This window comes from Xanthomonas sp. SHU 308 (genome assembly GCF_000364645.1).
GTDB lineage: Bacteria > Pseudomonadota > Gammaproteobacteria > Xanthomonadales > Xanthomonadaceae > Xanthomonas_A > Xanthomonas_A sontii.
The window spans coordinates 1-17,795 of record NZ_AQOK01000408.1 but is presented as its reverse complement, the minus strand read 5'-3'; the positions used below and the strand labels follow the sequence as shown (position 1 = coordinate 17,795).

General features: G+C 69.2%; 18 protein-coding genes. 14 read left to right on the top strand and 4 right to left on the bottom strand.

Going from position 1 to position 17,795, the window contains the following annotated elements; genetic code table 11:
• The 3 genes from D588_RS24790 to glpK form a co-directional block, all read left to right on the top strand.
• The coding region (locus D588_RS24790; protein ID WP_043084892.1) for a glycerol-3-phosphate dehydrogenase C-terminal domain-containing protein at window positions 1–281 on the top strand (281 nt) is incomplete at its 5' end.
• A 160-nt stretch (window positions 282–441) separates the two neighbouring features.
• Window positions 442–1,263, top strand: coding sequence for an MIP/aquaporin family protein (locus tag D588_RS0113675; RefSeq protein WP_017916383.1), 822 nt, complete (start codon window positions 442–444; stop codon window positions 1,261–1,263).
• A gap of 103 nt (window positions 1,264–1,366) precedes the next feature.
• Window positions 1,367–2,866: a glycerol kinase GlpK gene (glpK, locus tag D588_RS0113670; RefSeq protein ID WP_026143702.1), complete on the top strand. Its 1,500-nt coding sequence runs from the start codon at window positions 1,367–1,369 to the stop codon at window positions 2,864–2,866.
• Window positions 2,867–3,213: 347 nt separating this feature from the next.
• Here glpK and D588_RS0113665 read toward each other — a convergent pair whose 3' ends face one another.
• Window positions 3,214–3,432, bottom strand: a complete 219-nt coding sequence (locus D588_RS0113665) for a hypothetical protein (RefSeq protein WP_026143701.1) — start codon at window positions 3,430–3,432, stop codon at window positions 3,214–3,216.
• A gap of 166 nt (window positions 3,433–3,598) precedes the next feature.
• Between D588_RS0113665 and D588_RS0113660 the strand changes: the two genes are divergently transcribed.
• The 7 genes from D588_RS0113660 (at window position 3,599) to D588_RS0113630 (ending at window position 10,315) form a co-directional block, all read left to right on the top strand.
• Window positions 3,599–4,306 carry an HAD-IA family hydrolase gene (locus D588_RS0113660; RefSeq protein ID WP_017916380.1) on the top strand — a complete coding sequence of 236 codons (708 nt, stop codon included), beginning with the start codon at window positions 3,599–3,601 and terminating at the stop codon, window positions 4,304–4,306.
• A 75-nt stretch (window positions 4,307–4,381) separates the two neighbouring features.
• Window positions 4,382–4,738, top strand: coding sequence for a hypothetical protein (locus D588_RS24785; RefSeq protein ID WP_226980432.1), 357 nt, complete (start codon window positions 4,382–4,384; stop codon window positions 4,736–4,738).
• A 410-nt stretch (window positions 4,739–5,148) separates the two neighbouring features.
• Window positions 5,149–6,183 carry an aldo/keto reductase gene (locus tag D588_RS0113650; RefSeq protein WP_017916378.1) on the top strand — a complete coding sequence of 345 codons (1,035 nt, stop codon included), beginning with the start codon at window positions 5,149–5,151 and terminating at the stop codon, window positions 6,181–6,183.
• Window positions 6,180–7,061: an amidohydrolase family protein gene (locus tag D588_RS0113645; protein WP_017916377.1), complete on the top strand. Its 882-nt coding sequence runs from the start codon at window positions 6,180–6,182 to the stop codon at window positions 7,059–7,061. The genes D588_RS0113650 and D588_RS0113645 overlap by 4 nt, the downstream gene beginning before the upstream one ends.
• Window positions 7,062–7,092: 31 nt before the next feature.
• A complete protein-coding gene (locus tag D588_RS0113640; protein WP_017916376.1) occupies window positions 7,093–7,839 on the top strand; it encodes an SDR family oxidoreductase in 747 nt (248 codons plus the stop codon).
• A 34-nt stretch (window positions 7,840–7,873) separates the two neighbouring features.
• Window positions 7,874–8,731, top strand: a complete 858-nt coding sequence (locus D588_RS0113635) for a fumarylacetoacetate hydrolase family protein (RefSeq protein WP_017911553.1) — start codon at window positions 7,874–7,876, stop codon at window positions 8,729–8,731.
• 264 nt (window positions 8,732–8,995) lie between these two features.
• Window positions 8,996–10,315: an L-fuconate dehydratase gene (locus D588_RS0113630; protein WP_017916375.1), complete on the top strand. Its 1,320-nt coding sequence runs from the start codon at window positions 8,996–8,998 to the stop codon at window positions 10,313–10,315.
• 365 nt (window positions 10,316–10,680) lie between these two features.
• Here D588_RS0113630 and D588_RS0113625 read toward each other — a convergent pair whose 3' ends face one another.
• Window positions 10,681–11,055, bottom strand: coding sequence for an L-rhamnose mutarotase (locus tag D588_RS0113625; protein ID WP_017916374.1), 375 nt, complete (start codon window positions 11,053–11,055; stop codon window positions 10,681–10,683).
• Between the two features lie 3 nt (window positions 11,056–11,058).
• Window positions 11,059–12,366, bottom strand: a complete 1,308-nt coding sequence (gene fucP / locus D588_RS0113620; RefSeq protein ID WP_017916373.1) for an L-fucose:H+ symporter permease — start codon at window positions 12,364–12,366, stop codon at window positions 11,059–11,061.
• Between the two features lie 211 nt (window positions 12,367–12,577).
• Here fucP and D588_RS0113615 point away from each other — a divergent pair, with 211 nt between their 5' ends.
• The 4 genes from D588_RS0113615 to D588_RS0113600 all read left to right on the top strand — a co-directional run bounded on the left by D588_RS0113615 (window position 12,578) and on the right by D588_RS0113600 (window position 16,197).
• Complete coding sequence (locus D588_RS0113615; RefSeq protein WP_017916372.1) at window positions 12,578–13,330, top strand: IclR family transcriptional regulator; 753 nt, start codon at window positions 12,578–12,580, stop codon at window positions 13,328–13,330.
• A gap of 1,270 nt (window positions 13,331–14,600) precedes the next feature.
• Entirely contained in the window at window positions 14,601–15,161 is a 561-nt protein-coding gene (locus tag D588_RS0113610) for a TlpA disulfide reductase family protein (protein ID WP_017916371.1), read from the top strand.
• Between the two features lie 3 nt (window positions 15,162–15,164).
• Complete coding sequence (locus D588_RS0113605) at window positions 15,165–15,380, top strand: hypothetical protein (RefSeq protein ID WP_026143700.1); 216 nt, start codon at window positions 15,165–15,167, stop codon at window positions 15,378–15,380.
• Window positions 15,381–15,594: 214 nt separating this feature from the next.
• Entirely contained in the window at window positions 15,595–16,197 is a 603-nt protein-coding gene (locus D588_RS0113600; protein ID WP_026143699.1) for a lipoprotein, read from the top strand.
• Between the two features lie 197 nt (window positions 16,198–16,394).
• Here D588_RS0113600 and D588_RS0113595 read toward each other — a convergent pair whose 3' ends face one another.
• A complete protein-coding gene (locus D588_RS0113595; protein ID WP_232764301.1) occupies window positions 16,395–17,465 on the bottom strand; it encodes a pirin family protein in 1,071 nt (356 codons plus the stop codon).
• Window positions 17,466–17,795 lie beyond the last annotated feature (330 nt).

Below are 17,795 nucleotides of genomic sequence, written 5' to 3'. Positions count from 1 at the left end.
TGGCCGAGGCCACCGCGCAGCGGCTGGCGCGCAACTACGGCACCCGCGCAGAAACGCTGCTGGGCGATGCCGCCTCGCTGCAGGACCTGGGCCAGCACTTCGGCGCCGACCTGTACCAGGCCGAGGTCGACTACCTGCGCGAGCACGAGTGGGTGGTGGAGGCCGAGGACCTGCTGTGGCGGCGCAGCAAGCTCGGCCTGCGCGTGGACCCCGCCGGACGCCAGCGCCTGGTCGCCTACCTGCAACAGGCGCCCGCCACCCTGGCCGCGGCACCGGCATGATCGAAACGCTGCCGCCGGCCCGGTTCGGGCCGCGGCGGCGCGTGCACAATCGCGCTGCGCCCGGCCCCCGCCGCGGCGCACGAACCTGGACGCAACCGTGGAGGGTGGCAGGCATGGGTGGATCGACAGCGGCAACGACGGCAGTCCGGGAGGCATGGGCATGAGCCGGCAATTGGTGGGTGAACTGATTTCCGAAGCGATCGCGATGCTGATCATCATCGCCTTCGGCTGCTCGGTGGCGTGCATGTACGTGCTCTACGACCCCAGCCCGTACCAGCACGCCTACTGGGGCGTGTGCATCGCCTGGGGCCTGGCGGTGACCATCGCCATCTACGTCACCGGCTCGGTGTCCGGCACCCACGCCAATCCGGCGGTGACCCTGGCGCTGGCGCTGTACCGCGGCTTCCCCTGGCCCAAGGTGCTGCCGTACTGGGTGGCGCAGGTGATCGGTGCGTTCCTCGGCGCGTGGATCGTCTACCTGCTGTTCGCGCCAGTGATCGACCACTACAACCAGGCCCAGCATCTCACCCGCGCCGGCGGCGGCGCGGCCGGGGTGTTCTTCACCGCGCCGGGCCTGGCGATCACGCCGATGCACGCGCTGCGCGACCAGGTGATCCTGACCGCGTTCCTGATCTTCGGCATCTTCGCCATCACCGAGCGCTACAACGAGGCCGCGCCCACCGCCAATTCCGGTGCGCTGATCATCGGCCTGCTGGTGGCCACCATCGGCGCCTCGATGGGTTATCTCGAAGCCTGGGCGATCAATCCGGCCCGCGATTTCGGCCCGCGCCTGTTCGCCTACGTCGCCGGCTGGGGCTCCTCGGCGCTGCCGTCGGCCGACAACTACTGGTGGATCCCGATCGTCGGCCCGCTGATCGGTGGCGTGATCGGCGGCGCCGCCTACCAGTGGCTGATCTATCCGTTCCTGCCGGCGCGGGTGAAAGCGCTGGAAGAAGAACAGGCCGCTGCGCGCCGCGGCTAGCGCACCGGCAGCGCGTTCGTTTCCGCGCGCGGCGTGCGCGCCTCCCTAATTCCCCGTTGGCGCCGCGCCCGTGCGCGCGGCGTGCATCCTGCAGGAGTCTCCGATGGAAAAGCAGTTCATCCTGGCCATCGACCAGGGCACCACCAGTTCGCGCGCGATCCTGTTCGACCGCCAGGGCCGCATCGTCGGCATGGCGCAGCGCGAGTTCTCGCAGATCTTCCCGCAGCCGGGCTGGGTCGAGCACAACCCGCGCGAGATCATGACCAGCGTCTACACCACGATCACCGAACTGCTCAACAACCACCAGGTGGATGCCAGCGCGATCGCCGGCATCGGCATCACCAACCAGCGTGAGACCGCGGTGGTGTGGGACCGCGCCACCGGCCAGCCGATCTACAACGCCATCGTCTGGCAGTCGCGGCAGACCAAGGACATCTGCGACCAGCTCAAGGCCGACGGCCACGAAGACATGGTGCGGGCCAAGACCGGCCTGCTGATCGATGCATACTTCTCTGGCACCAAGGTCAAGTGGATCCTCGATCACGTCGAGGGCGCACGCGAACGCGCGCAGCGCGGCGAACTGGCCTTCGGCACCATCGACAGCTGGCTGATCTGGAACCTCACCGGCGGCAAGGTCCACGTCACCGACTACACCAACGCCTCGCGCACGCTGCTGTACGACATCCACGAACTGCGCTGGGACGAGGAACTGCTGCAACTGCTCGACATCCCCGCCTCGATGCTGCCGGAGGTGCGCTCGTCCAGCGAGATCTACGGCAACACCCAGGGCCAGTATTTCTACGGGCATGCGGTGCCGATCGCGGGTATTGCCGGCGACCAGCAGGCGGCGCTGTTCGGCCAGGCCTGCTTCGAGCCGGGCATGGCCAAGAACACCTATGGCACCGGCTGTTTCATGCTGATGAACACAGGCGAGAAGGCGGTGGCGTCGAAGAACGGCCTGCTCACCACCATCGCCTGGGGCGTGGACGGCAAGGTCGAGTACGCGCTGGAAGGCGCGATCTTCGTCGCCGGTTCGGTGGTGCAGTGGCTGCGCGACGGCCTGCGCATGCTCGGCAAGGCCAGCGACTCGCAGGCCTACGCCGAGCGTGCCGGCGACAACGACGGCGTGTACTTCGTGCCGGCCTTCGTCGGCCTGGGCGCGCCGTACTGGCGCAGCGACATCCGCGGCGCGGTGTTCGGCCTGACCCGCGGCACCACCAAGGAGCACTTCATCCGCGCCGCGATCGAGTCGATGGCCTACCAGACGCGCGACGTGCTGACCGCAATGCAGGTCGATTCGGGCATCGAGTTGAAGGAACTACGCGCCGACGGCGGCGCCATCGCCAACGACTTCATGGCGCAGTTCCAGAGCGACATCCTGGACGTGCCGGTGCTGCGCCCGGAGGTGGCCGAGACCACCGCGCTCGGTGCGGCCTACCTGGCCGGCCTGGCCACCGGCTTCTGGAAGGACCGTACGGAGATCGCCCGGCAATGGGCGGTGGACCGCCGTTTCGAGCCGGACATGCCGGCCGAGCGTCGCGAAGCGCTGTATGCCGGCTGGCAGCAGGCGGTGGAGGCGACGATGGGGTTCCGGATTCGCTGAGGTGGTCGCGCAGTGCAGTCGGGGGCTGCGTCCGCTCCTTTGCATCTGTGGGCCGAGGCATTGTTCGTCGCTGCGACTGCCGAAGGCGGCAGTCGCCAGCCGCCGCGCCGAATCTGGTAGGCGTCAGCGGTGATGCCGCCGCGACAAGCGAAACCGAAAGCCGACGGACACCTTCCGTCGTCGGGACTGAAGTCCCTCCCACAAGGGTGCCTTTCCCACAGGGTGTTCTGCCCCTTCCCTGTGCGAGCGGCTTGCGCCGCGCCGGGCGCTCTCGCGAAAGGCCGCTCGCCGTCGTTCAAACGCCGCTGCGGCCGAGCCTGCGCGCACTCCCGGCAACGGCGAAGGATTCAGACGTACTGCGTGGGCCCACGCGGACCCGGCACCGGGGAATCGACGTCGCCGACCGGGTCCTGGATCGGCGGGATGGTCGGATCGGTCGGCTGGTCGGGGATCGGATCGATCGGGCGGTCCGGGGTCGGATCCACGCCCGGATTCGGGACCTGGCCCGGCACCTCGTTCGGTGGCTGCTGCGGGTCCTGGCCAGGATTGGGGGATTGCATGTGCATGAGCCTCTCCGTGCGATGGCGTTCCAGCGTGCGCGCCATGGCGGCGCGTGCGGGTGAAGCGCATGCCAAGGACGGATGAAAGACGGGCCGATGCGTGCGCCTTGCCATCGCGATTGGCACGCTCGCCGCTGGCGCCGACTCCAGCGCTCCGGCATGCTGGCGCCGCATGCGCCACTACGACCTGGTCATCTTCGATTTCGACGGCACCCTGGCCGACTCGTTTCCCTGGTTCCTGGCGACCATCAACGGCGTCGCCGATGCGTTCGGCTTCCGCCGCTTCGACGTGGCGCGACTGGACGAAATTCGCAGCCTGAGCGCGCGCGAGCTGATGGCGCGCAGCGGCCTGCGCTGGTGGCGGGTGCCGGCGGTAGCGCAACGCATGCGCGCGCTGATGAGCGCGCAGATCGAGCGCATCGCGCTGTTCGACGGCGTCGCCGAGTTGCTCGCGCAACTGGCGCAGGCCGGCGTGCAGCTGGCCCTGGTCACGTCCAACAGCCACGCCAACGTCGCGCGCGTGCTCGGCCCCGCATTGCTCGCGCAGTTTCGCGACGTGCGCTGCGGCGCGGCGGTATTGGGCAAGCGCCGCAAGCTGCGCGCCAGCCTGCGCGCCTGCAGTGTTTCCGCCGCGCGGGCGCTGTGCGTGGGCGACGAGATCCGCGATGCCGAGGCCGCGCGCCAGGCCGGCATCGCCTTCGCCGGCGTGGCCTGGGGCTACACCTTGCCGGCGGCCTTGCAGCCGCACACGCCGCTGCCGTTGCTGCAGCGGCCGGAGGCGCTGCGCGCGCTGGTGCTTGGTCCTGGTGACCGCACGCAGCCGCCTGCGCTGCAGGCAGATGCGTGCGGTACCTGCGCTGCCATGGGTAGCGACGCCTGATGTGGCTGCCCGACGCGATTTCCTGGGCAGCGCCGCGCTGCTGATCGGCGCGTTGTATCGCATGGGCGCCGCCAGGTGACGGACCTGCTGGAGTCTTCGTTCCGTGAGCAGGCGTTTCCGGGCGAGCACGGGCCGTTGCGTGGCAGCGACCTGACCGTGGTCAGGCGATCCAGGCAGACCATCGAAAGCAGCGACGGCCACTTGTATTCGATCGCACCCGGTGCCGCGCTGCAGACCGCCGACGCGTTCTGGTACTGCGTCGGGCCGGGACCGAGCGGGTTCCTGGCCATTCCGGTGGTGACGTCCGGCTTCGGCAAGGCGCAGGTGCATTGGATCGTGCGGCCGATGATCGAGGGGTGCATGCGCGTGGCGCTGCAGTTCGACCGCAAGGCGACCCGCCTGGCCTTCGGCACGCGGTCGGCTGCGCGCTGAGTCCAACGACCCGAGCGAGGCAGCCAGGCGCGCACGGCGCGAAGGGACCTGTCGATCGCGTCCTCGCGCCGCCCCTTTATCCTCGGCGTGCCCGGTGGCATGCGCCATGACCGACGCCGCGGAATCCAGGGGCGCATCGAGTGCCATCGGGCCTCGGCCCCGCCATGCGCCGGCTGGCTCGGCCGGACGCCGAGCGGAATTGCTGCGCTGCAGGTTGATTGTTCACTTGTGATTGCTATATTCATATGCGAACAGTCGCCGTGCCCATCGCCGTCCTGGGCGTGCATGCTGCGACCTTCCTTCATCGCGCCCGATCCCGGGCAGAGGCGTGCCATGCGTGACCCCAGCCACTTCCGTCCCTCGCGCGTCCGTGGGCGCTGCGCTGTGGCCGTCGCTCCGGGCGTGCGCACATGGCGCTGAGCGCTGTCGCCGCCGACGCCACCCTGGCGCCGCGCGCGCTGGGCCGCAGTGGCGTGCAGCTGTCCACCCTGGGCTTCGGCGCGGCGCCGATCGGCAATCTGTACGCCGAGGTGGACGACGCGGTGGCGCTGGCTGCGGTGGCCGATGCCTATGCCGCCGGCATCCGCCATTTCGACACCGCGCCGTACTACGGCTACGGGCTGAGCGAGCAACGCCTGGGGCAGGGCCTGCGTGGGCTGCCGCGCGCCAGCTACACGCTCTCGACCAAGGTCGGCCGCTGCGTCTACGACGATGCCGCGGCCGCGCCGGGGCGGGAGGGCTTCGCCGTGGCCGGCCGCCGCGCCGAGTTCGACTACAGCCGCGACGGCGTGCTGCGTGCCTTCGAGAGCAGCCTGCAGCGGCTCGGCACCGATCACATCGATGTGCTGCTGCTGCACGACATTGGCCGCCTGACCCACGGCGAGCGCCATCCGGCGATGCTGCGACAGGCGCTGGACGAAGCGCTGCCGACGATGGCCGCGCTGAAGGCACAGGGCGCGTGCCGGGCGATCGGCATCGGCGTCAACGAGGAAGACGTGGCGGTGGAACTGATGCCGCTGTTCCCGCTCGACTGCGTGATGCTGGCCGGCCGCTACACGCTGCTCGAACAGCACGCCGCGCAGCGGATCATGGCGCAGGCGCTGCAGCGGCAGGTCGGCATCCTGGTGGCCGGGCCGTACAGTTCCGGCCTGCTGAGCGATGCGCGCGGGCCGGGCGAGACCTACAACTACGCGCCGGTGGATCCGGCCACGCTGCAGCACGCGCAGCGCCTGTTCGCGGCCTGTGCCGCGCACGGCGTGGACGTGGGCGCGGCGGCGCTGCAGTTCCCGCTCGCCCATCCGGCGGTGAGTGCGGTGGTCGCCGGCATGCGCACGCCGGCGGAAGTGGCCAGCGCCGCCACGCGCCTGCGCGCGGCGATTCCAGCGGCGCTGTGGCAACAACTGCGCGACGACGGCCTGCTGCGCGCGCCGGTGCCGACGCCGTGACCATCATCGACGCCCATGTGCATTTCTGGCGCCTGGCGCGTGGCGACTATGCCTGGCTGACCCCGGACCTGGGCGTGCTGTACCGCGACTATCTGCCCGAGGACCTGGCCGCGACGCTGGAGGCGCAGGGCGTGACCGCGCTGGTGGCGGTGCAGGCGGCGCAGAGCGAGGCGGAAACGCGCTACCTGCTGCAGTTGGCGCGTGCCGAGCCGCGCATCGTCGGCGTGGTCGGCTGGGTCGATTTCGAGGCCGCTGACGTTGCCGCGCGCATCGCCGCGCTGTGCGCCGAAAGCGCCGGCCTGCTCAAGGGGCTGCGACCGATGGTGCAGGACCTGGCCGATCCGCAGTGGCTGGCGCGGCCGCAGCTGGATGCGGCGTTCGACGCGCTGCTGCAGCACGACCTGGCGTTCGACGCACTGGTGCGTCCGCTGCACCTGCCGGCGCTGCTGGCACGGCTGCAGCGCCACCCTCACTTGCGCGTGGTGCTGGACCACGCCGCCAAGCCGTCCATCGGCGGGGCAGATTTCCAGGCCTGGGCCGACGGCGTGGCGCAACTGGCGCAGCACCCCAACGTGGTGTGCAAGCTGTCCGGCCTGCTCACCGAACTGCCGGCCACCGCCGCCATTGACGATCCTGCGCTTGCCCCCTACGTGGCGCACCTGTTCGCCTGCTTCGGCGCGCAGCGGCTGCTGTGGGGCAGCGACTGGCCGGTGCTGACCCAGCGCGCCGACTACGCCGCCTGGATGGCGCTGGCGCAGGCCTGGGTCGCGCAGCATGCCGCCGGCGCTGCCGAGGCGGTGTTCGCCGGCACTGCGCGGCGCGTCTATCGCCTGTCCGATCCGATTGCTTCCTCCCCCACCTGGAGTCCCGCCCCATGACCATCTTCGCGTGCACTTTCGGGAGCCGCGCATGAGCGGCCGTCTGCAAGGCAAGCGCTGCCTGATCACCGCCGCCGGCGCCGGCATCGGCCGCGAGAGCGCGCTGGCCTGCGCGCGTGAAGGCGCGCAGGTGCTGGCCACCGACATCGATGCCGCCGCGTTGCAGACGCTGGCCGCCGAGGCCGACGGTATCGTCACGCAGACGCTGGACGTCACCGATCCCGCCGCGATCCAGGCGCTGGTGGCGGCGCAGCCGACCTTCGACGTGCTGTTCAACTGCGCCGGCTACGTGCACCAGGGCAGCATCCTCGATTGCGACACGCCGGCCTGGAAGCGCTCGTTCGCGATCAACGTCGATGCGATGTACTACCTGTGCCAGGCGGTGCTGCCGGGCATGCTCGCGCAGGGGCGCGGCAGCATCGTCAACATGTCCTCGGTGGCGTCCAGCATCAAGGGCGTGCCCAACCGCTTCGCCTACGGCGTGACCAAGGCGGCGGTGATCGGCCTGAGCAAGGCCATCGCCGCCGACTACGTGGCCAAGGGCATCCGCTGCAACGCGATCTGCCCGGGCACGATCAAGACGCCGTCGCTGGGCGAGCGGGTCAAGGCACTGGGCGGCGACGAGCAGGCGGTGTGGAAGAGCTTCACCGACCGCCAGCCGATGGGCCGCCTGGGCGACCCGCGCGAGATCGCGCAGCTGGTGGTGTACCTGGCCTCGGACGACTCCTCGTTCACCACCGGCCAGACCCACATCATCGACGGAGGCTGGTCGAACTGACCGCGCCTTCCCCTTTTCGACAGAGGATTTCCCCATGAAACTGCTGCGTTACGGCGAACCCGGCCACGAACGCCCGGCCCTGCTCGATGCCGACGGCCACTTGCGCGATCTTTCGGCGGTGATCGACGACGTCGCCGGCGAGCATCTCACCGCCGCCGGCCTGGCCCGGCTGCGCGCGCTCGATCCGACCACGCTGCCGCAGGTGGACGGCGAGGTGCGCTACGGCGCCGCCGTCGGCCGCGTCGGCAAGTTCATCTGCGTCGGGCTGAACTACGCCGACCATGCCGCCGAGTCGGGCATGGCGGTGCCGGAGATGCCGGTGCTGTTCATGAAGGCCACCAGCGCGATCAGCGGCCCCAACGACACCGTGACCATTCCGCGCGGTTCGCTCAAGACCGACTGGGAAGTGGAGCTGGGCGTGGTGATCGGCGATACCGCGCGCGACGTGTCGGTGGACGAGGCGCTGTCGCATGTCGCCGGCTATGCGGTGATCAACGACCTGTCCGAGCGCGCGTTCCAGCTCGAGCACGGCGGGCAGTGGGTGAAGGGCAAGAGCTGCGACGGCTTCGGCCCGATCGGCCCTTGGCTGGTCACCGCCGACGAGGTGCCGGACCCGCAGAACCTGTCGATGTGGCTGGAGGTCAACGGTCACCGCTACCAGAACGGCAGCACCCGCACGATGGTGTTCGGCGTGGCCGAGCTGGTCAGCCACATCAGCCGCTATATGACGTTGCTGCCGGGCGACGTGATCAGCACCGGCACGCCGCCGGGCGTGGGCCTGGGGCAGAAGCCGCAGGTGTACCTGAAGCCGGGCGACGTGATGCGGCTGGGCATCGAAGGCCTGGGCGAGCAACGCCAGGCCGTGGTCGCGCATCCGCGCGACGCGCAGTAAGCAACGCGCGAGATGTAAGCCACTCTCCCCTCGGGAGAGGGGTTGGGGTGAGGGTCCGGGGCGAAGCCACCTCGCATTGCCTCCCGGTGCGGCTTTCGCTCGCGCATTGAGCGACACCGCTACGTGCCATTACTTCGTTCTTGTTTCACAGGGTCGGTGCCCGCCATGCACCGCCGCACCCTCACCCCAACCCCTCTCCCGGGGGGAGAGGGGCTACTTCACCGCTTTTTTGACTTTCTCACCGCCTCACCCACCAGGATCCCCATGAGCAAAATCGTCGCGCTCGAGACCTTCGACGTCCGTTTCCCCACCTCGCGCGAACTGGACGGTTCCGATGCGATGAATCCGGATCCGGACTATTCGGCCGCCTATCTGCGCCTGCGCACCGACGCCGACGACGGCCTCGCCGGCTACGGCCTGGCCTTCACCATCGGCCGCGGCAACGACGTGCAGAGCGCGGCGGTGGCGGCGCTGGCGCATCACGTGGTCGGCCGCGACGTGGAGACGGTGATCGGCGACCTGGGCGGGTTCGCGCGCAGCCTCACCGACGACTCGCAGCTGCGCTGGCTGGGCCCGGAGAAGGGCGTGATGCACATGGCCATCGGCGCCGTGGTCAACGCCGCCTGGGACATGGCCGCGCGCCGCGCCGGCAAGCCGCTGTGGCGCTTCATCGCCGAGCTGTCGCCGGAGCAACTGGTGGCCGCGATCGACTTCCGCTACCTCAGCGACGCGCTGACCCCCGACCAGGCGCTGGCCATGTTGCGCGATGCCGAACCGCTGCGCGCCGAACGCATCCAGACGCTGCTGGAACAGGGCTATCCGGCCTACACCACCTCGCCCGGCTGGCTCGGCTATTCCGACGAGAAGCTGGTGCGCCTGGCCAAGGAAGCGGTGGCCGATGGCTTCCGCACCATCAAGCTCAAGGTCGGCGCCAACGTGGAGGACGACATCCGCCGCTGCCGCCTGGCGCGCGCCGCGATCGGCCCGGACGTCGCCATGGCGGTGGACGCCAACCAGCGCTGGGACGTGGGCCCGGCGATCGCCTGGATGCGCCAGCTCGCCGAATTCGACATCGCCTGGATCGAGGAGCCGACCAGCCCCGACGACGTGCTCGGCCACGCCGCGATCCGCCGCGGCATCGCCCCGGTGCCGGTGTCCACCGGCGAGCACACCCAGAACCGGGTGGTGTTCAAGCAGTTGCTGCAGGCCGGCGCGGTGGACCTGATCCAGATCGACGCCGCGCGCGTGGGCGGCGTCAACGAGAACCTGGCGATCCTGCTGCTGGCGGCCAAGTTCGGCGTGCGCGTGTTTCCGCATGCCGGCGGCGTGGGCCTGTGCGAACTGGTGCAACACCTGGCGATGGCCGATTTCGTCGCCATCACCGGCAAGATGGAAGACCGCGCGATCGAGTTCGTCGACCACCTGCACCAGCACTTCGTCGATCCGGTGCGGATCGTCCACGGTCGCTATCTGGCGCCGACCACGCCTGGCTTCTCGGCCGAGATGCACGCCGCCTCGGTCACCCAGTTCCTGTATCCGGACGGCCCGTTCTGGAGCGCGGATCTGGCCGCGCAGGGCGGCTGACGCCAGCGACCTTGGTGCGCTTCCGCCGAAGGAAGCGCGCCGGTTGCGGTGGTTGCCAGTGCATCTGTCGCGGCTGAAGCCGCTCCTGCGACGGCGGCGGTGCTGGATCGCTCGCTGTGGGAGCGACTTCAGTCGCGACGCACGAACCTGTGCACGCACTAGCTTCGGCAGCAGTCGGGACTGAAGTCCCTCCCACAACGTCGCACAGCATCCGCCGCGCCTGCCGCGACCTCTGCAACCGCACCTGCCGCACTCTCTGCAACCGTAGAAGCGGCTTCAGCCGCGACGAGCGAAGCGGTAAACCAACCGGTCTCGCGCGCGCTCGGCGCCGGCTTTCCAACACACGCGTACGCCCACGCAATACCTCAGCCCGTGCCGTTGCGCCCCTGCGCGGCCAGCGCCGCCTGCAAGGAAAAGATCTGCAGCGCTTCGCGCCATTTCTCGCCGGGCGCCGAGCCGGGTAGGGGTTTCTGGAAGCGCCACATCAACTCCTCCCACGCCTGCACGCGCGGATCGGCGGCGTCGGCAGCGGCCTTGGCGGCGGGCGAATAGTCCTCGTCCACCTCCATCAGCATCACCAGGCGGTCGCCGCAGCGGTGGATGTCCAACTCGCGGATGCCGGCGGCGCGCAGCGAGGCGACGATCTCCGGCCACACGGTGTCGGGACGGTGCCAGCGTTCGTATTCGGCGATCAGCGCCGGGTCGTCGTGCAGGTCCAGCAGGTAGCAATGGCGCGGCATGGTTCAGGCTCCGCGGGCAGAGGGAAGGGGCGCCACGCGGTTTCGCGCCGCATGCAGCGCGAAGCCGAGGATCACCGCGAAGCCGATCGCAGGCACCGCCAGCGCCCAGTGGATGCCGGCATGGTCGGACACCGCGCCCATCACCGCGGTCAACGCGGCGCCGCCGATGATCGCCATGACGATCAGCGAGGCGCCCAGCTTGCGCGCGTCGTCGTCCAGTCCGTCCAGGCCCAGGGCGAAGATGGTCGGGAACATCACCGACATGAACAGGCTGCTGGCGACCAGCGCATACAGGCCGATCCAGCCCGGCAGCGCCACCGCCACCGCGCACAGCAGCAGGTTGAGCAGGGCGAACACGCCCAGCAGCCGCGCCGGCGCCAGGAAGCGCAGCAGCGCGGTGCCGATGAAGCGGCCGGCCATGAACAGCACCAGCGACAGGGTGAGGAAATCGGCGGCGGTCTTCTCCGGGGTGCCGGGCACGCCGTCCTGCAGGTAGCGGATCAGGTAGCTCCAGATGCCCACCTGCGCGCCGACGTAGAAGAACTGCGCGATCACCGCGAACACGAAGCGGCCATTGCGCCGCAACTGGCCGAAGCCGCCGGCGCGCGCGCCTTCGCCACCCGCGCGGGTGGCGGGGAAGCGGGTCAGACCGATCAGCAGCGCCCACAGCAGCACCACCGCGCCGATGATCAGGTATGGCGTCTGCACCGCCAGCGACTCGGTGGCGAAGAAGGCCTCGCGCGCGGCCGGCGCCATCGCCGCCAGTTCCTGTGGCGTGTGCTCCACGCCGGAGAGGATGAAGTGCTGGCCGACCAGGATGCCGGTGATCGACCCCAGCGGATTGAACGCCTGCGCCAGATTCAGCCGCCGCGCCGCGCCCTCGGCGGGGCCGAGCACGGTGACCAGCGGGTTGGCGGTGGTTTCCAGGAAGGCCAGACCGCTGGCGATGACGAACAGCGCCAGCAGGAACAGCCAGTAAGTGTGCACCTGCGCGGCGGGGTAGAACAGGAACGCGCCGACCGCGTACAGCAGCAGGCCCAGCACCACCGCGGCCTTGTAGCTGTAGCGGCGCATGAACATCGCCGCCGGGATCGCGAACACGAAGTAGCCCAGGTAGAACGCGCTCTGCACCAGCCCGGCCTGCAGGTCAGTCAGCTCGAAGGCCTTCTTGAACTGCTTGATCAGGATGTCGTTGAGGTTGTTCGCCATGCCCCAGAGAAAGAACAGGCTGACGATCAGGACCAGTGGCGCAAGCGCGGTCCGGGTGAGACTGGCGGATGCCGGTGTGGCGGATTCGCTGCTGTAGTGCATTGCCGCCTACCCCTCCCAAGGTGTGCCGCGTCGCGTTCGGATTGTCGGCGGAGCGTACTGCGCCGGCGAGTGCCATGCAAATATAAAATTTGAGTTCATATGTGGATGACGGTGCAGTCTCGACCTGTGCGCTGCAGGCCGCAGGCGGTGCGAGCCGGTGCGGCGTCCCTGTACCCTAGTCCTCTTCACCTGCTGCCGGGCCCTCGACGGAATGACCACCCCCTTGCCCAAGTACCGTGCGCCCGCCCTGGACAAGGGGCTGGACATCCTGGAGCTGCTGGCGCGCGACGGGCGGCCGATGAGCATGGGCGAGATCTCGCAGGGCATCGGCCGTTCGCGCGGCGAGATCTTCCGCATGCTGCAGGTGCTGGAAGAGCGCGGCTACCTGACCCGCACTGCGGGCGAGGGGGGCTACACGCTGACCAACCGCCTGTTCATGCTCGGCATGCAGCAGCCGCGGGTGCAGAACGTCACCGAGGTGGCGCTGCCGGTGATGCGCGCGCTGGCCGACGCGATTCGCCAGCCCTGCCACCTGGTGGCGCCGTCGGACGACCAGATCGTGGTCATCGCGCAGATGGACGTGCCCAGCGACCTCGGCCTGGTGGTGCGCCCCGGCCACCGTCGCCCGTTCGCGCATTCCACTTCCGGCCTGGTGCTGTTCGCGTTCCAGCCGGCCGACGCGCAGGCGCAATTGCTGCAGCGCCTGGACGCCAGCGAGGTGGCCTACGACCGCGCCGCGTTCCTGGCCGCGGCGCAGCAAGTGCACGCGCTGGGCTACAGCATCCACCCCAGCGAGGCAGTGGTCGGGGTGATCGACCTCACCGCGCCGATCCTGCAGCACGGCGTCGCCCGCTACACCCTGACCGTGCCCTTCATCGAACGCCGCCCGCAACCGATCGACGCGCAGGCGGCGATGCGCGCGGTGTGCGATGCCGCGGCGCAGATCAGTGCGGCGTTGGCGTAGGTGCCGTGATCCTGGCGAGTCCGGGGCTGGGATACTGGGAAGGAGTGTATGAAGCGGGCGGAGGGTATTCCTTTGGGTGCCACGGTATCCTTGGTCAGCACCGGCGCCGTCAGCACTGGCGCCTAACACTTCATCCAAGAAAACTCGCTGACGCGATCCGCTTAATGCAAGCGTTAGACATCAATATGGATCAACGGAAGCTCGTTTTATACCTTGAGGCTTCGTTTGCTGCGTATGACGCGACTCTCGCACCACCGCGAGATGTCGTTCTTGCTGGCTTGAGTGCAATCTGGCCTTCTGATTACTGGGCCGGGCTCGCTATTGGCTGGCTTGAAGAGGGGGCGCCAATCGATAGTGAAATAGCTCAGGTGCTTGACGCCATGGTCAAGGGACCTTTCTCGCAAAGTGTTCGCCATCGAGCATTCGCATTAGCTAGGCGCTGGCACCAGGCGCACAATGTCTAGCCATTCGTTCAAATTGGATGCGCGTACCTCGCACTGCTTAACTAAAAATTTAAGCTGCATGAGTCAGATCCCGTCACAGGCAGAGATTTGCAAGAAATTCCACTCGCTGTTTGATCCTCCCGGTGAGGACGAGCGCGTGGGCGTCGTACTTTCTACTCTCCCGCAAGTTCCACTCAATGCTCTGCGGCATCCCCGCAAAAAGATACGTGCGGCTGGTATGTCTGGGGCGGAGAGTTATCCGATCATCCTGACTTCTTTCAGCCGCTTCACGTCCATCATCTCGTAGCGCACGTCCCGTCGATCGTTCCTTACCTGGCTCTGGGGTCGGGCTGGCGAGTGTTTCTAGCTCCTGGGCACGTGGACGTCTGGTATGACCCGGCACTTTTAGCTGTTTAGCATGCGGCCTAACAGCGCATTCAATCCGTGCAGCTTTGTGCCTCGGCTCAGTTCAAACGTTCGACTGCCTGGCCTGTCTTCGGAAGCGCAGCGCTCGAGAGCAATCTTGAGCGACGTAACGCTACCCGTGCGTCGACCATGCGATGCATCCCCCGTGCCGCTGCTCTCGCACCGTGCATGCGCCGAGCACGCGATAAGGTCAGCAAATGCCTGCGCCTGCGCCGCATGCCCACATATGCGCCACACCGCTGGAATGCGCGCCCACGGTGCACGTGACTCGATCCCCAGCCTGATCACGCAGTCGCTGCGCGTGCGCGCAAAGCGTTGACCTGTGCGCCACCGCTGCGCAGCCTGCAGGGAACACGGCGACATGGACACACGGCATGGCACGGCGGTTTCCCTGGAGTTGGTTGGCGGTGCTGGCGGCATGCGCGTTGGTGCTGGTGCTGGCCTGGCAGAACCGCGGTCTGCGCGAGGAACGGCGCTGGTTCGTCACCCGCACCACCGAGCCGTATTTGGGCATGTATGTGCCGCGCATCGCCGCTACCACCTTGGACGGTGCGCCGCTGATGCTGGGTGAGCCGGCGGCCGAGCGGCAGGTCCTGTTCTTCTTCACCACCACCTGCCCGTACTGCAAGCGCTCGGCGCCGCAGATGGTGCAGGCCGCGCAGCGTCTGGCCGCGCAGCAGCCCGACGTGCAGGTGCTGGGCGTGTGCCAGTGCAGTCCCGCGCAGGCGCAGCGCTACGCCGCCGAGCACGGCTTTACGTTTCCGGTGACCACGTTGACCGACCGCCGCGCACTGATGCTGTTCCGCGCGCGCAACGTGCCGACGCTGCTGGCGCTGGACCACGAAGGACGCGTGCGCTACGCGCGCGTCGGCGTCTTCGAGACCACGGAGCGGATGCAGGACCTGATGGCCGCAGTGCGCCGCACGGACGCGCCACCGGCCTTGGCAACCATCGAGGAGTAAGCCATGAAACAGCGTTGGACAGCGTTACGCAACGGGATGCTTGCGGCCGTGTTCCTGGCCAGCATGGGCTTCGGCGCGGTGCAGGCGACCGCCGGCGACGGCATCGAGAAGGAGGCGGCCTGCAGTGCCTGGGCCTGCCAGCAGGAGTGCGCACCGTTCGGCGGCGAGCTGGGGCCGGGCGGGCCCGGAAAGCCGCTGGTCTGCTACTGCTGCGGCTGAGCCGTGTCCGGAGCCGGTCGCGCCAGGCCGGCTCCGGCATCGGGGCAGGCCTGGCGGCGATCACGGATCGCAGTGAGCATCTGCCGCGTTGCGACTCTGCAGGGCGCGCCTGGTGCGCGCGATCGCGCCTTGCGTTACGGCCAGCCGCCGCCGATTCACGCAGGTTTGCGCGCTGGCTGGGCATGGTGGAACGCAGACCAACCAGGAGCGTTCCATGACCTCACCTCTTCATCCCCTCCGCCTGACCCTGCTCGCCGCGCTCACCGCCGTGGCGCTGAGCGGCTGCGGCAAGCCCGGCGACCAGGCCTCGCGCACCGCACCGGCCACCTCGCCGGAGCCCACCGCCGCGCCGGTGGGTGGCGAAAGCGGACGCGCACCGATCGGCGGCGACGCCTCGGCCAAGGCGATGCTGCAGGTGCTGGAGGGCAACGTGGTGGCGCTGTCCAAGCAGGCGCTGTCGCGCAACGTCAGCAAGACCGTGGCCGACTTCGCCCGCGAGACCATCGCCGTGCACCACGACGCGGACCCGGCCACGGCCGGCAAGGGCGGCCCCGGCGATGCGGAGAAGATCGACGCGCAGGTGGCCAAGGGCCGCGCGCAGCTGCAGGCGCTGGGCGATGAAAAAGACAACTCTGCCTACATGAACGCCTACGCGGCGGCGGTGGTGCGGCAGTATTCCGATGCGCTGTCGGTGATCGATGCCGAGCTGGTGCCGGCGGCCAAGGAAGATGCCACCCGCCAGGACCTGCAGCAGGCGCGCAAGCGCATCGCCGAGCAACTGGAGCGCGCGCAGGCGCTGGCCTCGGCCCGCTATTGAGCACCTGGCCCCTCTCCCGTTTGGCCGACAGGGTGCGGTCTGCGCGCCACTGGCGCGCGCACCCTGGAGCGCCCGCGCCGCAAGCGCGGGCCGGGGCGCGGAGCGGGGGTTGGGGTGAGGGGACGGCGCCAAGCGACTCGCAGAATCGGTGTGTACGAGGCTGGGAACGCGGCGTCCTCTCGCATCGGCGACACGCCCTAGCCGTCGGCGGCGACCGCGTGCGGCGCCGGCCGTTCCTCGCGCCCATCGGGATGTCGCGCGAAGCGGGTCGGGTCGCTGCCGTGCACCGGCGCCTCGTCCCGCCATGGCCAGCCGCCGAACTGGGTGCGGCGATAGTCGGCCATGGCCTGGGCGATCTCGGCCTGCGTGTTCATCACGAACGGACCGTGTTGCGCCACCGGTTCGGCGATCGGTCGGCCTTGCAGCACCAGGAACTCGCTCGCCTCGCCGTCGCCATTGACCAACTCGACCGCCTGATCGGCGCGCAGCTCGATCGCCGCGTGGCGGGTCACCGGGCGCCCGCCCACCGTCACCGCTGCGCCCTTGAAGAAATACAGGCTGCGGCGCGTGCCGCGGCCTTGCGCGGCGGGCAGGGTCCAGCGTGCGCCGGGTGCCATGCGGATCGTCCAGATGGCCACATCGGCATCGTCCTGCGCGGCCCACGAATCCGGTGGCGGCGCGAGCGGGCCGCCGGCGCTGCCGGGCGCGGCGTCGACCGGGCCGATGCGGCCGGCCACGCAGGCCACCTCGGTGGTGCGGCCGGCATCGTCGGTGGCGGTGAAGCGCGGCAGGTCTTCCGACCAGAACATGGTGAAGTGCGGCGCAGCCAGCTTGTTGCGCGCCGGCAGGTTGAGCCAGATCTGGAACAGTTCCAGCGGGTTGGGCGCAGCCGTGTCCAGCAGCGGGAACATCTCCGAATGGACGATGCCCGCGCCGGCCGTCACCCACTGCACGTCGCCGGCGCCGAAGCGCGCCGCCGCACCGAGCGAATCGGCATGGTCGATCAGGCCCTTGCGCACGATGGTCACGGTCTCGAAGCCACGGTGCGGATGACCGGGAAAGCCGGGAATCTCTTCGCCGTGATACATGCTCCAGCCGTCCTTGCGGCTGAAGTCCTGGCCGATGGCGCGGCCATGCAGGGACGCCGCCGGCCCCATCGCACCGTTGCCGGCGGGGTAGGCATCGTCGTGGTAGACGCAGAACAGGAACGGGTCGATCGTGTCCCAAGGGAAGCCAAGCGGCTTGATCTGGACGATGGGGTCGGTCATGGAGAGATCCTTCATGCGAACGCCGCCCAAGATTGGACGCGGCAACCTTCACGATATGGGGCGATGCCGACGGAACGGAAGGCCGCTCCGAGAGACATCCTGTCCCGCACGGGAAACGCTGGGATGCGCTGCCGCCGCCGCCGCGTCCATGGCGAGGGCGCAGGCGCGGTGACCGGCCGCGTTGCATGCGCCGATCGCGCGAATCCGGCAGTCAGCGGTGAACTGAATGCTTGCCGGGGCGCAACCGCTCCGCTACGCCCGCAGGACCCGTGCGTCATCGGACTGTCATCGCCGAGGACCAGCATCGCAGCCTTTCCGAATCCGCCGGCC

Coding starts and splice junctions, on each gene's coding strand:
- D588_RS0113665 (WP_026143701.1), bottom strand. CDS start 3,432: ATGCACATGCAATCCCCCAATCCTGGCCAGGACCCGCAGCAGCCACCG.
- D588_RS0113615 (WP_017916372.1), top strand. CDS start 12,578: ATGACCACCCCCTTGCCCAAGTACCGTGCGCCCGCCCTGGACAAGGGG.
- D588_RS0113650 (WP_017916378.1), top strand. CDS start 5,149: ATGGCGCTGAGCGCTGTCGCCGCCGACGCCACCCTGGCGCCGCGCGCG.
- D588_RS0113675 (WP_017916383.1), top strand. CDS start 442: ATGAGCCGGCAATTGGTGGGTGAACTGATTTCCGAAGCGATCGCGATG.
- D588_RS0113660 (WP_017916380.1), top strand. CDS start 3,599: ATGCGCCACTACGACCTGGTCATCTTCGATTTCGACGGCACCCTGGCC.
- D588_RS0113600 (WP_026143699.1), top strand. CDS start 15,595: ATGACCTCACCTCTTCATCCCCTCCGCCTGACCCTGCTCGCCGCGCTC.
- D588_RS0113595 (WP_232764301.1), bottom strand. CDS start 17,465: ATGACCGACCCCATCGTCCAGATCAAGCCGCTTGGCTTCCCTTGGGAC.
- glpK (WP_026143702.1), top strand. CDS start 1,367: ATGGAAAAGCAGTTCATCCTGGCCATCGACCAGGGCACCACCAGTTCG.
- D588_RS0113625 (WP_017916374.1), bottom strand. CDS start 11,055: ATGCCGCGCCATTGCTACCTGCTGGACCTGCACGACGACCCGGCGCTG.
- fucP (WP_017916373.1), bottom strand. CDS start 12,366: ATGCACTACAGCAGCGAATCCGCCACACCGGCATCCGCCAGTCTCACC.
- D588_RS0113640 (WP_017916376.1), top strand. CDS start 7,093: ATGAGCGGCCGTCTGCAAGGCAAGCGCTGCCTGATCACCGCCGCCGGC.
- D588_RS0113635 (WP_017911553.1), top strand. CDS start 7,874: ATGAAACTGCTGCGTTACGGCGAACCCGGCCACGAACGCCCGGCCCTG.
- D588_RS0113605 (WP_026143700.1), top strand. CDS start 15,165: ATGAAACAGCGTTGGACAGCGTTACGCAACGGGATGCTTGCGGCCGTG.
- D588_RS0113630 (WP_017916375.1), top strand. CDS start 8,996: ATGAGCAAAATCGTCGCGCTCGAGACCTTCGACGTCCGTTTCCCCACC.